5 protein-coding genes are annotated in these 16069 nt (G+C 57.1%); all 5 read right to left on the bottom strand.

From position 1 onward, the window contains the following. Window positions 1-10: 10 nt before the first annotated feature. From IEY53_RS06415 to IEY53_RS06395, 5 genes are read right to left on the bottom strand one after another with little or no spacing between them, the layout of a single operon-like run. On the bottom strand, window positions 11-6589 hold the full coding sequence (locus IEY53_RS06415; protein WP_189023094.1) for a non-ribosomal peptide synthetase: 6579 nt from the start codon (window positions 6587-6589) through the stop codon (window positions 11-13). Next, window positions 6589-9735, bottom strand: coding sequence for a type I polyketide synthase (locus IEY53_RS06410; protein WP_189023092.1), 3147 nt, complete (start codon window positions 9733-9735; stop codon window positions 6589-6591). Before IEY53_RS06410 ends, IEY53_RS06415 begins: the two co-directional genes overlap by 1 nt. Window positions 9736-9740: 5 nt before the next feature. After that, window positions 9741-13076, bottom strand: coding sequence for a non-ribosomal peptide synthetase (locus tag IEY53_RS06405; RefSeq protein ID WP_189023090.1), 3336 nt, complete (start codon window positions 13074-13076; stop codon window positions 9741-9743). A 13-nt stretch (window positions 13077-13089) separates the two neighbouring features. After that, the gene (locus tag IEY53_RS06400; RefSeq protein ID WP_189023088.1) at window positions 13090-14721 is read right to left on the bottom strand and encodes a non-ribosomal peptide synthetase; all 1632 of its coding nucleotides are present in this window, start codon (window positions 14719-14721) and stop codon (window positions 13090-13092) included. Further along, window positions 14718-16040, bottom strand: coding sequence for an ACP S-malonyltransferase (locus IEY53_RS06395; RefSeq protein ID WP_189023086.1), 1323 nt, complete (start codon window positions 16038-16040; stop codon window positions 14718-14720). Before IEY53_RS06395 ends, IEY53_RS06400 begins: the two co-directional genes overlap by 4 nt. Window positions 16041-16069: the final 29 nt, after the last annotated feature.

Raw genomic sequence — 16069 nt, 5'->3', positions numbered from 1 at the left:
CTTGTAATAATCATCTGCGGCGCGTCTGTCTGGCTTGAAACCGTCTGTCTGCCCGTTCCGCCGCTTTTTGCTCCTTGCCTGGCTGATCTTTGTCCGCCGGAGCACTCCCGAAAAATTCAACCAGCGCCGCAACTGAGGTGTGCCTGAACAGCTCGACAATAGGGATCTCGCGGTCCAGCATCTCCTGCAGCTTCAACTGCATCTGAACCAGCTTCAGCGAATTGCCGCCCAGGTCGAAAAAATGCTCATCCCGGCCGATGATCTGGCGATTCAGCAGTTCCCTCCAAATGGAGAGAATAGCTTCTTCCAGTTCGGACTTCGGCGGCCCAGCTGCGTTCAGAGCCGTTTCAGGCGGAGTGGCCAGGAGTGCTTTGCGGTCAATTTTCCCGTTGGTCGTCAAAGGAAATTCTTCGAGAAGGCTTATACTGTATGGGACCATATAGCCTGGAAGCCGGGATCTCAGATGGGCTCGCAGGGCAGCAGCGTCCGGCAGCGGTTGCCGGTCAGGCCTGAGGATCACAAAAGCGCGCAGACGCCTCGCGTCCTCCTCTCCTTCCGCAAGCACAGCAGCCTCTTGAACGCCGGGCCATGTCTTCAGGGCGCTTTCGATTTCACTTAACTCAATGCGGTAACCGCTGATTTTGACCTGAAGGTCGTCACGTCCAAGGAATTCAATGACCCCGTCTGCTCCATAGCGGCCCCAATCCCCCGTCCGGTAGAGTCGTTCTCCGGTAATGGGAGACATCACAAAGTGTTCAGCAGTGCGGACCTCATCCCGCCAATAGCCGACGGCAACGCCAACCCCGCCAATATACAGCTCTCCGGGCACCGCTACCGGACATTCTTCCATCCGTGCATTCAGCACATAGACACGCTGGCCGGACATGGACAGTCCATAGGGAATGTTAGCCCAGGCCGGATCGACAGTGTGAACCGGGAACTGGATCGACCAGACCGCTGCTTCCGTCGCTCCGCCAAGTGCAATCACCTCGGCCCCAGGGTTCAGGCGGCGGATGGCTCCCGGAAGATTGGAAGGAATCCAATCTCCGCTCAGCAGGCACAGTCTAAGGGAATCCAGCCGAACTTCAGATGCAGCATACAACAAAAGCATGTTCATGAAGGCGGGAACGCTGTTCCAGACCGTGACTCGTTGCTTCTGCATCAGCTCCAGCCAGTGTCCCGGATCACGCAGCCGCTGCGGGTCCGGCAGCACTAGCGTGCCTCCGGCCGCCAAGCAGCCGAAGATATCAAATACGGACAGATCGAAGCTTAGCGAAGAAAGGCCAAGCACGACATCTTGCGGGTTCAGCCTGTAGCTGCGGTTAATGTCGGCCAGCGTGTTGACCGCAGCTTGATGGCTTATCATCACCCCTTTGGGCGTTCCGGTGCTGCCGGAAGTGAATAGAACATAGGCCAGCTGATCGCCTGTCCCGTCGACGTCACTGCCATATTCCGGCGTATCTTCGTCTCCGGTATTCTCATTGACCTCTATGCTCCGAATGCCGGTGGCGGCAAAGTCACCCGGAAGGGCTGAGGACTGTACCAGTGCGACTTGCACCTGTCCAAGCTCCAGCAGCTCGCTGATGCGGTATGCGGGCAGACTCGCATCTACCGGCAGGTAGGCGGCTCCGGCCTTCATAATTCCGAGGACCGCTGCCACCTGCTCCCAGCCCTTGTCCATCACCACAGCGACCAAGGTCCCCGGCTGAACGCTATATGCCACCAGCTGATGTGCAACAGCGTTGGATTTGCGGTTCAGCTCCCCGTAGGAGAATAAATTGCCGCCCGCGATCAGAGCCGGTGCATTAGGCTGGCTGTGGGCCATTCGTTGAAACCCCTGATGCAGGGCAATGTCCTGCATCTCCGGTTCACGCCGGTGCCTAGTATCAAGTTCCGCCAGTCTAAGGCGGTGTGCGAATCCGGCTGCACCCGGACCAGCCAGTGGCAGCAGCTGCTCCCAGGTATCCTCTTCTTCCGTCAAACGGCGCAGCAGGCTTCCATATACGGAGAACATCTCTTCCAGCACTCCTGCGGGGAACCTGCCCTCTACCGCGTCCCAATTGTAGTGAAGCTCGCCGTCCCGTTCAGCTACCTGGTGATCCAGCCATACCTGAGGGGTCTCCGACAGGCTGCGCGCTTCCGTCTCGGGTTCATTCCTCCGCTGAAAAATCTGATCGAACCCGTCTTTTGCCCCATCTGTTCCAGACAAATCCAGCAGGCTGGTGAACACCACCGGGACCGGTTCACTCAGTATGCTATTGGCCAGAAGTTGTTCCGTCACCCGGATGCCGCTATAAAGCCGGTGGTCGAGGTCGGTCCACAGGCGCTCCTGCAGCTGTTCAGCCCTTCTGCTGAAGGGGCCCGGCTCACGATAATCGACCTCCAGCAGACTGATGGTAGTGAAGTCGCCAACCAGCTGATCCATTTGCGGATGCAGAGGAAGCCGGTTGAACAGCGTAAGATTCAATAAGAAATGCGGCTGCTTGGCATACAATGCAAGCACCTCTGCATAACAAGTGAGCAGCAAGGCGGAAGAGGTCAAGCCCCGTCTGCGTGCCGCCGCCGACAGTTTCGACCAGAGCCTGGCCGGAAGAACGGCCTTCCAGCGCTTGAATTCCTGCCGCTTCGGTCCCTGAGAGACTGCTGCTGGCAGCTGCGGACCGGCCGGGAGACAGGGAATGCGCTCTTGCCAATAGGACTGTGCCATTCTGTAACGGTCTGCGGAGGTTATGGACAGCAAGGACAAGACATAATCACGGAAAGTTGCTTCCAGTGGTGGCCATATGGCCGCTCCGGCATACAGCTCAGCCAGTTCTTCCAGAATAATCTGAAAACTCCGTGCATCGGCGATCATAAGGTCAAAGCTGATATGCAGCCTGGTAAGGCCTTCGGGCAGCCGGGTCGCCTCAATGGCGAACATCGGCCAACTGCCGCTATGAATCGTGTGCGACATCAGTTGTCGAATGCCATCCAGCCGTGAGACGCGCTCCGGTTCGGAACAGCCGCTGGCGTCGACTATTCTTATTTGGTAAGGCGGGACTTCTTCCAGAATCTGCTGCACGCCGTCCGGCAATACCCTTGCCCTCAGCATGGGATGGCGCTTCACGAGCACCTGGAAACACTGCTCGAAACGTCCAATATCAAGACCGGCAAACTCCATCTCCTGGTAGACGTGGGTAGCAGCACTGCCTGTCCCTCTCCCGCTCCAATAGGCCATCTGTACTTCGGTCAACGGAAAGGCTTCAAAGGCTTCATGCGGCGACACCTTAAATTCGGGCAAATCGGCTTTAGCCGTGTTTCCATCCTCTTCTGACAAAGGTGTCACCCCAGCCGCGTCCAATTCCGCTGCCACATTGGCAATAGTGGAAGCGATAAGCAACTGGCGCAGCGTCAACTCCACCTTCATCCTGGAGCGGATTTCTGTCAGCAGCTTGACAGCCAACAAAGAATTACCGCCCAGATCAAAAAAATGATCGTGGATGCCGACGCTGGTCCGGTTCAGCACCTCGCCCCATACCTCGGCGAGCCGGATTTCAGACGAACTCCGCGGTGCTGTGTAGCTGCGGGTCAACACCGCCTTGTCCAGCGGCAGCCCTGCAAGGAATTTCCGGTCTACCTTGCGGTTTGGTGTCAACGGCAGCTCAGCAAGCTTAATGAAACGCGCCGGGATCATATAGCCGGGCAGCACTCCGCGCAATGTCTGCTTCCACTCTGCTTCGTCAGGAACGGCCGCCTTGTTAGTCGCTGAAGGGGACGGTACCCAATAAGCGGCCAGCAGCTGTTCTCCCTGTCCGTCATCGCAAGCCACCACGGCGCTGGCCGCAACGCCAGGCTGAAGGTTCAACTGCTGCTCAATCTCCGAGGGTTCGATACGGAAACCCCGCAGCTTGAGCTGCTGGTCTTTGCGGCCGAGATAGACCATTTCGCCCCCAGGTTGGAGCCGGACCCGGTCCCCCGTATTGAACAGCAGCCCGCCAGCTTGATCCAGCGGGTTCAAAATGAACTTCTGCGCCGTCAGCTCCGGCTGACGGTGATAACCATCCGTTACGCCGTCACCTCCGATATACAGCGTGCCTTCGGCCCCCATCGGCAAAAGAGCCAGCTCATCATCCAGCACCAGACAGCTCGTACGGCCGATCGGTCTGCCGATCGGTACTTGGTGCTGAAGATCATCCGGTGTAAGCTTATGGGCCAGTGACCATACCGCCGTTTCGGTGGGGCCGTACAAATTCCATACCGTTTTACCCCGGCGGAACAATTGTGCGGCCAGCTCGGGCTTCAGCTCCTCGCCACCGCTGAGCAGATTAATGTACTCCGAACCCTTCCAGCCCTCCCCCAGCAGCAAACGCCACAATACCGGAGTTGCCTGCATAAAGGTTGGCTTATAACGATCGATTTCTCCCATAAGCAGCCCTGGATCAGCGCTGCTTCCCTCCTGCGGGAAGATCACCGATGCCCCTGTGAATAATGGCAAAAACAGTTCCAGCAAGAATATATCAAACGAACAGGTTGTGACGGACAACAGTGAATCCTCAGGCGTCATATGCAGCAGCTCCTGCATGGAATACAGGAAATGGACCGCGTTCCTGTGAGTGACGGCAACCCCTTTGGGCTGGCCTGTACTTCCTGAGGTATAAATCATATAAGCTTGATGCGGCTGATCAGATAACCTGGAGTCCGATAGAGCACCATGGGTCTGCCAACATTCGCTGCCGGGGCTGATGTCGCAGCAGCGATGTTCGCCGAACCGGTCGGCTTCCGCCGGATGATCTATCAGAATGCAGTCCAGTTCAGCATGTCCCGCGATGAATTGCAGCCGTTGTTCCGGAAAAGCCGGATCGAGCGGAACATAAGCGCTGCCGCTGATCAAAATGCCGAGGATACCTGCCGCAAGCTCGAACGAAGGACTGGCGCAGATGCCAACACGGTGCCCCGGTCCAGCGCAGCCTGAGAGCTGCAAATATGCGGCTAACTTCTCTGCCGCCCCATATAACTCGGCATACGTATAGGATCGTGAGCCGCAGACCACAGCCACGGCGGGCGGCGTGGCCGCGGCTTGACGCTCCACAAGCGAATGCAGTGTGGAGCGCTCCGGGTAAGCGGCACCCGGACCGGTACCGGCGGTACGCAGCTTCGTCTCTTCAAGCGGAGAGATCAATGGAAGCTGCGGTAGCGGCAAGTGGGCTTGCGCCGGCAAATGACCAAGCATCCAGACATAGTTTGCGAGCAGTCCTTCTGCCAGCCTTTTGTCATAAAGATCGGTGTTGTATTCCAGCATTACATCCAGATGATCAAGATGTTCGATAACCTCCAGCGTCATATCAAATTTGGCGGACGGCTGTGTCCACTTCTGCGGCGTACAGACAGCGCCGTCCAGTTGATCAGGCGGCATGCCGCCCTGCTGGAAGATAAAAAAGAGCTGAAATAAAGGCGAGTAGGCCATATCCCGGAGCGGATTTAGGGCATCCAGTACATGCTCAAACGGGACCTCCTGAGCTTTCAGGGCTCCAAGCACCGTCTGAGTGGTCAGTTGCAAGACTTCGGTGAAGCTGCCTGCTTCGCGGATATCCGTTCTTAATACCAGATTGTTCACGAAGCAGCCGAGCATCTCTTCGGTTTCTTCCCGGCATCTTCCCGCTGTGGGGGTGCCGACCACAACATCTCCTCTGCCCGTATACCGGTACAGCAGCACGTTGAAAGCAGCCATTACCGTCATAAAAAGCGATGCGCCGGCGGACCGTGCTAGAGCTCGCAGGGCTTCAAGCTCCGGCGCTTCGATCCGCAGCATGCAGCTGTCTCCACCCGAGGTCAGCAGGCGCGGACGCGGGCGATGGGAAGGGATGGTATAGAAAGGATCAACGCCCCGCAGCTGTTCCTTCCAGTAATTCAGGCCTTCCGCCAGCATGTCTGCCTGCATCCACTCTCTCTGCCAGCAGGCATAATCTGCATAATCGTACATACGTTGCTTAGGTATAGGGCTCTGGCCCTTGCATAATGCGTTATAGAACTGCATCCATTCACTAGTAAGCAATCTAAGCGACCAGCCATCCGCAACAATATGATGAATGACGAACACAAGGATGTGATCATCCTCTTCCAGCTCGTACAATCCGGTTCGCAGCAGGGGCGCCTTGCCGAGATCAAACGGCTGCGTAAGCAGGGGCTGGGCGGCCTGCTCGGCCAACACCAGCCGCTCCGCTTCCGATGCTCCGGTGACCTTGACCCGCTGCAGAGGGATGCTGCTGCCGGCGGCGATGTGCTGCTGCGGCTTTCCTTCCTTGGCAGTGAAGGAGGTCCGGAAGCTCTCGTGCGACGATGCCAGCAGACGCAAGCTGGCTTCCAGGTGCTCGGTCTGAAGGCGGCCGGTAATCCGGATTGCCTGATGCAGATGATAACTGGAGGCGGTGCCTCCCAGCTGTTCCATCAGCCACAAACGTTCCTGGCTGTAAGACAACGGCAATCCATTGTCATCGCGGGACCTTACCTCCAGAGGAATTTGCAGCACGGGGATTCCCCGTTCACGCATTTGCAGCCGGAACCATTGTTTCTGCTCAGGCGACAATGAGGATAGGGCTGCTTGTTCGGCCATTACCCCTTCCCTCCACTCGGCTTGAGTTTGTCTTCTGCCAGCGCGCTGGCAATCTCGCCGCTGCTCATGGCAGCCATTTCCTGAAACAGACGTTCAATGGACTGCTCCTTGACGGCTTCTCCGGAAGTGTTCTCCAGCAGTTGGGCCATTCCACTTACGGTTGGATTTAAAAAGATACTCTCAATGGACAGCTGTACGCCCAACACCTGCCGAATCCGGTCCAACACCTGGGTTGCCAGCAGCGAATGACCTCCCAGCTCGAAAAAGTCATCATCCGCACCCACCGGTTGAAGATGGAGTTCCCGCTCCATAATCTCCACGAGTTGCTGCTCGATCCTTCCCTCCGGCGCGCGGTACGTTGCCGATACCTTAGGGCGGGCATGGTGTCCGGTATACCGGTGTTCGGGACCGGTACTGACCGGTGTCGTTATCCCGGATACTTCAGTTCCGGGGGCAAGACCGGCATTAGCAACGGACGGGGCTGCTTCGGGATATACCCAGTAGCTCTGGCGTGAGAAAGCATACGTTGGCAGCGGCACCCGTCTCCGCGGTTCATTCCCGTAATATAGTGCAAAGTCCAGTTCAGCACCGCAGACCCACAGGTTGGCTATGGCCTGTGCCAGCACACGCGCGTCCTCGTCCAGCCTGTGGGCAGGACGCATGACGGGCACCCATACACTGTCTTCAGCTGCCGCCGGGTTCTGCCGCCCCAGACTGCACAACGCGGAGCCTGGCCCTAATTCTACAAACAGCTTGTTCCCTTCACGAAGAAGGGCCTCAAGCCCGTCCAAAAATACAACCGGTTCGAGAATATGCCGGGTCCAGTATTCCGGATCGACAGCCTCCTCAGCCCGCAGCCAGGCTCCGGTAAGACAGGACATCACTGGAATGGAAGGCTCTTTTAATTCCACCTGCATCAGCAGCTCGCGGTACGGAGCAAGCACTGGCAACATCAGCGGGGAGTGAAAGGCGTGGGAGGTGGACAGGCGCTTATTATAGATTCCTTCCTCCGCCAGCAGCCGTTCAAGTCCGGCAATGGCTCCCTCTTCACCCGACAGCACGCATAGACCCGGGCTGTTGACCGCAGCCAGCGTAATGCTCTCCTGGAGATAACCGGCTACTGCCTCACGGCTGTGGCCAACGGCCAGCATCACTCCTCTATCGGTCCGGGACATCCACTCCGCCCTGCGGCAGACCAGCAGAACCGCATCTTCAAGACTGAACACACCGGCGATTGCCGCTGCGGCGTATTCCCCCAGACTGTGGCCGATCATGGCCTGCGGCCGGAATCCCCGGCTGATCAGCAGCTGGGCCATCGCATATTCAACAGCAAATAACAACGGTTGGGTAAGCGCAGTCTCGTTTACATCCAGTGTCTGCGGGTGCTTCTCCATGGACAACATCAAGGGCTGGATGTCCATCCCCGTCAGGGTTTTGATCTGTACTGCGCATTGATCGTAATATTTCCGGAATACCGGTTCAGCAGCATATATCCCTGCCGCCATCCCCGCATATTGCGAACCTTGTCCCGTGAACATAAAGACCAGAGGTCGGTTCCTGGAAGGACTTTCTCCCTGGAATACCGCTTGCGGATCGGCCGTTTCCAGCGCCAGGACAGCCTCTTCCCGTGTGGAGCAGACCACAGCCGCCCTGTTCCCAAAAGCCTGCCGGCCCACCGACAGCGTATAGGCTACATCCGGCAGTTCCGTCTGCGTGTCTTCGCGTAAATGCTGCTGCAACCGGGCCAGATTGCCGGCCAGGGAAGCCTCGCATTTCGCCGATACCGGCAGGATATGCCACCCCGGCGCTGCGGGTTCGCTGTACTCACGCGGACCTTCTTCAAGAATCACGTGGGCATTGGTGCCGCCCATTCCGAGCGAGTTCACTCCGGCACGGCGCGGGTAAGCTTGTTCAGTCCAATCCGCAAGCTCCGTATTTACGTAAAAAGGACTGCCGGCAAAGTCAATTGCCGGATTGGGGCGCTTATAATTCAGTGTCGGCGGAATTTGCTTGTGGTGCAGCATGAGCGTCGCTTTGATGAATCCGGCAATACCGGCCGCAGAATCCAGATGTCCTATATTTGTCTTAACCGAACCGATCGGGCAATACCCTCGCTGATTCGTGCCATGGCGGAACGCCTGGGTCAACGCCTCGATTTCAATGGGATCTCCCATTCGGGTGCCGGTGCCATGCGCTTCAACGTAACCGATCGTCTGCGGGTCAACCTCTGCAAGAGCCTGGGCTGCTGCGATAACTTCGGATTGAGCGCCTACGCTTGGCGCGGTGTAGCTGATTTTGTCCGCCCCGTCATTGTTGACGGCGAACCCCTTGATGACAGACCAGATATGATCCTTGTCCCGGATCGCTTCATCCAGCCGTTTCAGTACGACAAGACCGTAGCCGTTGCCCGGAACAAATCCGCTGCTGTTCTCGTCAAAAGCGCGGCAGTGCCCATCCGCCGACATAATTCCTCCAGGTTCATAGAGGTAGCCTGCACGTTCAGGAGGGCCAACCGTAATGCCTCCGGCCAGCGCCATGTCGCATTGGTAGGTCAGCAGGCTCTGCGCCGCCATGCAGACGGAGACCAGAGAGGTCGACGACGAAGACTGCACCGCCATGGACGGACCTTTGAGATTCAAACGGTAGGAGATCGTTGTCGCCATGCTGTCCTTGTCATTGCCGATGGCTGCCTGCAAATTGCCGGTGGCCAGCATTTTTTGAATATGGGGATAGAGGTTCAGGAACAGATATGAACTCATGCTTTTTCCGGCAAAAACACCCACAGAACCTCCGCATTGCCCCGGCTCATAGCCCGCATGCTCCAGCGCTTCCCAGGCACACTCAAGCATCATCCGGTGTTGGGGGTCCATCAGCTCCGCATCCTTGGGATTGATCCCAAAAAAAGCGGCATCGAACGCATCCAGCTGGCCGATTTCCCCTTTGGCCCTGACATAATTCGGCTGGCTCAGGATCCCGGGATCAATGCCGGCCTCCTCCAGCTCCCGGCTGGAGTAATGGGAAATACACTCCTTCCCCTCCGTCAGATTTCGCCAGAAGGCTTCCAGATTCTCGGACTGGGGGAACCTTCCCGCCATGCCGATGACCGCAATTTCATTTCCGTTATAAGGATATTCAGGATGACTCATAGCATCTATTCCTCCCTCTCTGTAGTGCTGCGAACCGCTACGGAAGAAGCTGTTTTCCGGTAACGGAGAAATGCGTTTTTTTGCTTCGCGGCTGTCTCATAAATGTCAGTCCCCGGAGTATCGCGAACGCCTTCGCTGAGATAGCCGGCAAGTGAACGGACGGTCGGGTATCTGAACAAATCCACCAGCGTCAGCGGAACGGGGAATTCCCGGCTAAGCCGGTCATGAACTTTGGCGAGCAGCAGCGAATGTCCCCCCAGATCAAAAAAGTTGTCTTCCACGCCAAAGTGCGGAAGCTGAAGAATCTCCTGCCAGACCTGTGCGATATTTGTCTCCATAGCCGTCTGTGGCTGCTCATAGGCTGACCCGCCGGAAGCAAGGCTCTCTCCGGGCTGCGGAAGGGCCGAAACCTCCAGCTTGCCATTGGCATTATAGGGAATATGGTCCAGCTGAATATAAGCGGCGGGCTTCATATAAGAAGGAATCCGCGGCTCCAGCCAATGAGCCAATTGCCGGCCGATAATACTCGTTTGGCTGCGGACCGTATAGTAGGCGATCAGGCGCAGGTTGCCTTCAAAATCGGGCTGCGGATGCACGGCCGCCTCCTCGACCTCCGGGCAGGCACACAGGTGCCGCTCCACTTCACTCAGTTCAATCCGGTATCCGCGGATTTGGACTTGACGGTCGCTGCGGCCGATGAAAGCAAGCTCACCGCCGGGGAGCAAATATCCGGTATCTCCGGTAAGAAGCAGCCGCTCACCCTCGCGGAACGGATGGGGAACGAAGGCCGCTTCAGTCAAATCCCCCCGGTTCAGATATCCGCGGGCCAGGCCGTGGCCAGAGATGCAGATTTGTCCCTTCACCCCAATCGGAACCGGCTGCAGATGAGCATTCAGTACATAGACCTGCTGATTGGCTACAGGCCTGCCAAGTGAAGCGGAAACCGTCTGTGCCCCGTCCGTTCCCGGCTTCAGCAGCGTATATGTACTGCACACGCCCGATTCTGACAATCCATACCCGTTGGCAATTTCGACGCCGCGCAGCCTGTCCACATGGTTTGGCAGCAAGGTCTCCCCGCCGCTAAGAATCAGGCGCAGTCCCGGATTGGTTCCTCCGTCGCTGTTTAAGCGCCTTATCATGGATGGCACCGTGCTGAGGATCGTAATTTGGTGCCGTTCCATATACGCCCGCAGCTTGCCCGGGTGCAGCACGGTTTCGGTCTCCGGCAACACAAGCGTCCCTCCTGCTGCCAGAATCGGCAGCGATTCCCCGATGAAACTGGCCGAAGCAACCGATGTAATGGGCAGAAGGCGATCCCCGTCCGTTACCTGGTACGAAGATAGAAAAGACTGGACCAGATTGTCGATGCTGCGCCGCTCCAAAAGGACACCTTTTGGGACCCCTGTCGAACCGGAAGTGAAGATGATAAAAGCCAGCCCCTGCGGCGACAATTCAGCTTCCGGTCTTCGTTCGTCTTGCCCGCTGAACACTGGAGGCTGCTCCCCCAGCAAGATCAAGCGCTCGTCCGGAAGGGGCAGTAACGCGGCATGTGCAGCATCGCTCAGTGCAAATCCATGGCCGCCAAGCTCCTCCACCATCTGCCGGATGCGTTCCCTGGGCATAGCCGGATCAACAGGCACCACGGCTCCTCCCGCTTTGGATACAGCCAGCGCGGCCGCCACAAAACGTCCCGAGGAAGGCAGGCAGACAAGCACCGGTGTCTCTGCGGTCAGACCCTTAGCCACAAGCAGCGCCGCAAGACGGTTCGCCCACAGGTTGAGATCACGGTAACTAAGCCGCTGTTCCCCTTCAAGCACCGCACAGCTTGCCGGAGCTTGGACGGCTCTGCGCTCGATCCAGGATATAAAACCATGTTCCGGCACCGGCATCGCTGTCTCGTTCCACGTCCGCAAAATCATCTGCTCCTCTTTTGCATCCAGCAGTTCAAGCCGGCCAAGCACCTGCTGAGGACAGGCCAGAGCTGCTGACACCAGACGGACAAAATGTAAGGCCATTCGCCTCACCGTTGCTCTGGTGAACAGATCGGAACTGAATTCAAAAGTCCCCCGCAGCCCTCCGTCTTCCTCCCAGCAGGATACGGACAGATCATTCTGGGCAATCCCGATATCGAGCGGAACCGGTGACAAGCGGAGCCCTTGCGCTTCCATAACAGGCATCTCCAGATTATCGAGCTGGAACATGGTCTGGAAGACCGGCTGTACACTTCGCTCACGGTCAGGGTTCAGCTTCTCGACAAGCAGATCGAACGGCAGCTCCTGATGGTCAAAAGCGAGCAAGGCCTCTTCCTGAACCTTCCTTGCATAATCTATAAAAGGCAGGTCGTCCCGCGGCTGTGTGCGGACCACCACTGTATTCACGAACATGCCGATCAGCGGCTCCAGTTCGGTTCTTGTACGTCCGGCTACCGGCGTGCCGACAAGCAAATCTTCTGCTGCACAGTACCGGAAGAGCAGAGTCTTAAAAACGGTCAGCAGGAAATGAAACACCGATAAGCGTTCCTTCCGGCAAAAGCTGCTGATGCACTCATATACATCAGGCTCTATCTCAAAGGTCTCCATCCCCCCCAAGCCCGACATGGTGCTCGGCCGTTTAAAGTCGGCCGGTATATCCAACATAGGGGGCGCGCCTTCCAGCTTATCAAGCCAGAAGGCCAGATCCCGTGCATACGCCGGCTCTTCGCTCCGGCTGCCAAGCCACCGAACATAGTCCCGGTACTGGATCGCAAGCGGCTGCAGTTCCGGAGTTACCTTGTTCAAGGCTGCTTCATACAGGCGTGTAAAGTCACGCAGGAGAATCCCCTTGGACCAGCCGTCTGCTACTATATGGTGCATGCGGATGATCCAGATATGCTCCTGCTCACCTACGCGCAGCAGTGTAAAAGCAATCAGCGGATCATGCTCAAGGTCCATCGTGCTGCCTGCAATATTTGAGATTTGCGTATGCAGCCTTTCCGACGATGCATCCCCGTCGGCAGCCTCCGCTGAAACCTCTTCAAAAGCTAAGTCTACTGCGTGAGGACTGGCACACGGCTCGCCCTGGTGCAGCCTGTAATTTACATTAAGCAGTTCATGCCGTTCCAGCAGAGATCGCAGCGCTGCCCGCATACAGTCCGTGTTAAGGTTTCCTTCGATCTTTAGAGCCGCACTGTTATTGAAGGCGGCGCTGGCCGGATGTAGCTGCTGGAGGAACCAAATCCCGCGCTGCGCAGGGGACAAACCGAAGGGACCGGTCTCTCCCGTACGGGGAATCGCGGAGTGTCCCGGAACTGAAATCCCTTTTTTGTGCAATAATTTGTCATATAGTTCATTGTTTATCATCATCCATTCCGCCCCCTTAGCTTCGTGCGGCCTTACCTCCGTGAATGGCAAGCAGGAGGCTCCGGTCTGCCTTGCCGGTCCGTTTCAGTGGAATCTCGTCGATCCAGATCATTTCTGTCGGAATCGCATATGCAGGCAAATACAAAGCCAGCTCGGCCCGTAGTGCCCGCAACTTATCCTGTTCCGGAAGGGGTTCCGCGTCCGTAGCCGCAACCACAAAGGCGGTTAGGAATTGTTCCCCGGTATCCCCTGTACGGACGCCTGCAACGGCAGCTTTGACATGGACGCTGCGGAGCAAGTTGCTCTCCACTTCACCCAGCTCAATACGCAATCCGCGCAGTTTGATCTGATCGTCCTCCCGCCCGGCGTACATGACTTCTCCCTCCCTGTTCCATGAGGCAAGATCACCTGTACGGTACATGCGCTGCCCGGGTTCATAAGGATTGGGCACGAACCTCTCCATCGTCAACTGCGGCTGGTTCAGATACCCGCGGGCCAATCCTGCCCCTGAGATATAGAGCTGGCCTGTCTCTCCAATGGGTGCCAGCGAGAAATCATCGCGCAGTATATACAAACGGATGTTGTCAATAGGCCGTCCGATCGGAACCGGCTCGTCCAGGGAATCCCGCTCGCAGACATGATAGGTGACATCGATCGCCGCTTCCGTAGGACCGTAGAGATTAATCAACTTCACGCCTTGTTCCTCCGGGAACGTATGATAGAACTGCCGGGCCAGGGGGGCGGTCAACGCTTCTCCGCTGCAGAATACATACCGCAGGCTATTCAGGCGTTCCAGTGCAAAACCGCTGCCGATATATTCAAGGAACAATCGCAATACGGAGGGAACAAAATGAATCACACTGACTCCTGTTTTCTCAATCAGTCTCACGAACACACGCGGATCATTTTCCTTGCGCGGCGGCAGCAGGCAGACCGCAGCGCCTGCTGTTGACCACCAGACCAGCTCCCAGACTGAGACATCGAACGTATACACTGTTTTTTGAAACAGGATATCCTTGTCTGTAATCGGGAATTTTTTCTGCATCCATTCGATCCGGTTAACCAGAGCACCATGTTCTACAAGCACACCCTTGGGATCGCCGGTGGTGCCGGATGTATAGATGACATAAGCCAGATCACCCGGCTGCGGTCCTTCCGGCAGATTCGTCCCGGGCAGGTCAAGGTCCGCCAGATGGTCCAACGTCACCCATTCGGCGGTTGAAGGCAGCACAGACGGTCGGGACTCTCCACCCTCTGTGATGACCCAGCCCGGCGAGCTGTCAGACAGCATTGCCTCAAGCCTCTTGGGCGGACACTCCGCATCCAGCGGCAAATATGCGGCTCCGGCTTTGAGCACGCCGTATACGGCAACCAGCATGTCAAAAGAACGCTCCAGCATCAGGGCTACAATCGACCCGCTTCCGGCACCGCTTAACCGCAGCGCATGAGCAAGCCGGTTCGCTGCACGGTTCAGTTCCCCGTAAGTGTAGACAACATCCTTCACATATACGGCCGGTGCAAGCGGCTGCTCCGCCGCGCGTGCTTCAAATTGCTGCACCAGCGTGGTGTCCTGTGAATAAGAAGCAGCGGTATCGTTAAAGCCGCGCAGCAGCTGCAGCCATTCGTTCTCCACAGTAGGCAGATTCATTCCGTTTCCCTCCTTGCCACGGCTTTAACCTCCACTTGCCGCTCCACTCCGGTCTTTTCCTTGATTTGCTGCCAGCGGAGCTGCCGCTCATTGTCCGGGGTCCGCTTATCTTCAAACACGGCCTGCAACATGGACAACGCCTGGGCAACATGCTCTTCTCCAAGCGGGACTCCCCCTTGATCCAGCTCTTGCTTCAACTGTTTGACTTGCGTATACAGCTGCAAGGACGGCATATCCGAGGCGTCAGCCTGATTGTAATTGCGGGTAGTCATGGCATGGGTTAGACACATGCCTATCGCTTTAAGACGCGAATCTGCGGCTGACGGTCCTGGCTCAGCCTTGGGCCTGAGCACAGATGAGACGGAAGCTGCGATGAAGAGATCACGGATGGTCATCCGGTCCAACTTTTCATCATGGGCATACACACGGGTTTCATCTGAAATTTCGGGCATCAGTGTCTTGAGGATATTTTGCGGGCCCATTTCAATGAATGTCCGCGCACCGTTCTCCAGCAGATGTAAGATGGATTCCTGCCACAGCACCGGCTTGTGTAATTGCTGCGGCAGCAGTGCCTGCATCTCCTGGATGGACGTATAAGGTCGTCCTGTTACATTGGACAGGAGCTGGCATCCGGGGAGGCTCCAGCTATATTTGCTTAGCTCCTCCGCCATTTCCGCCGCTCTCGGCTGCATCAGGGAACAGTGGTAAGGGGCACTCCCGATCAGGTAGCTGATCTGTGCATGGGCTGATGCTTCTGCAACCCGCTGCTCCAGCTCCGCCAGCGCCGCATCTTGACCGGAAACTGCAATCTGGCTGCGCGAGTTCAGGCAGGCTATACTGACCTTCCGCCCTTCAGCTTGCAGTTCCAGGCACAGCGAAGCGACCCGTGCAGGATCAACCGATTTCATGATGCTCATTGCGCCGCCCGTAGCTTCCATAACTTCTTCCGCCAGACGGGCACGGTAGCTGACCAGCAGCAGCCCGTCTTTAAAAGACAAGGCACCGCTGCAAATCAGTGCGGAGTATTCCCCCAGACTGTGCCCGGCCATATAGGCCGGCAGCGGTCCGCCTTGCTCCCGGTACAGGCGGTAATGGGCCACACTCGCCGCACAGATGGCCGGCAGCATATGCCCGATCCGGTTCAGTTTGACCGTGCTGCCGAGCATCATCAGCCGGGATAACTCAAAGCCGAGAATTTCATCCGCCTCGTGCAGCGTATCCTGCACAATCCGTGAGGATTCATAGAGGCTCCGCATCATTCCTTTATATTGGGACCCCGATCCGGGGAATATTAAAGCCAGGTCTGCCTGGTTGTTCATCCGATCCTCACCCTTCTGTCGCAGTTGCG

Source organism: Paenibacillus albidus (assembly GCF_014644435.1).
In the GTDB taxonomy this organism is placed as follows: domain Bacteria; phylum Bacillota; class Bacilli; order Paenibacillales; family Paenibacillaceae; genus Paenibacillus_AQ; species Paenibacillus_AQ albidus.
Note: the sequence above shows the minus strand (reverse complement) of the source record. Positions and strands in the feature narration are given on the sequence as shown.

What these genes read in the sequence shown, in the direction of transcription:
- IEY53_RS06395 (WP_189023086.1), bottom strand. Translation starts at nt 16,040, where the DNA reads ATGAACAACCAGGCAGACCTGGCTTTAATATTCCCCGGATCGGGGTCC.
- IEY53_RS06410 (WP_189023092.1), bottom strand. Translation starts at nt 9,735, where the DNA reads ATGAGTCATCCTGAATATCCTTATAACGGAAATGAAATTGCGGTCATC.
- IEY53_RS06400 (WP_189023088.1), bottom strand. Translation starts at nt 14,721, where the DNA reads ATGAATCTGCCTACTGTGGAGAACGAATGGCTGCAGCTGCTGCGCGGC.
- IEY53_RS06415 (WP_189023094.1), bottom strand. Translation starts at nt 6,589, where the DNA reads ATGGCCGAACAAGCAGCCCTATCCTCATTGTCGCCTGAGCAGAAACAA.
- IEY53_RS06405 (WP_189023090.1), bottom strand. Translation starts at nt 13,076, where the DNA reads ATGATGATAAACAATGAACTATATGACAAATTATTGCACAAAAAAGGG.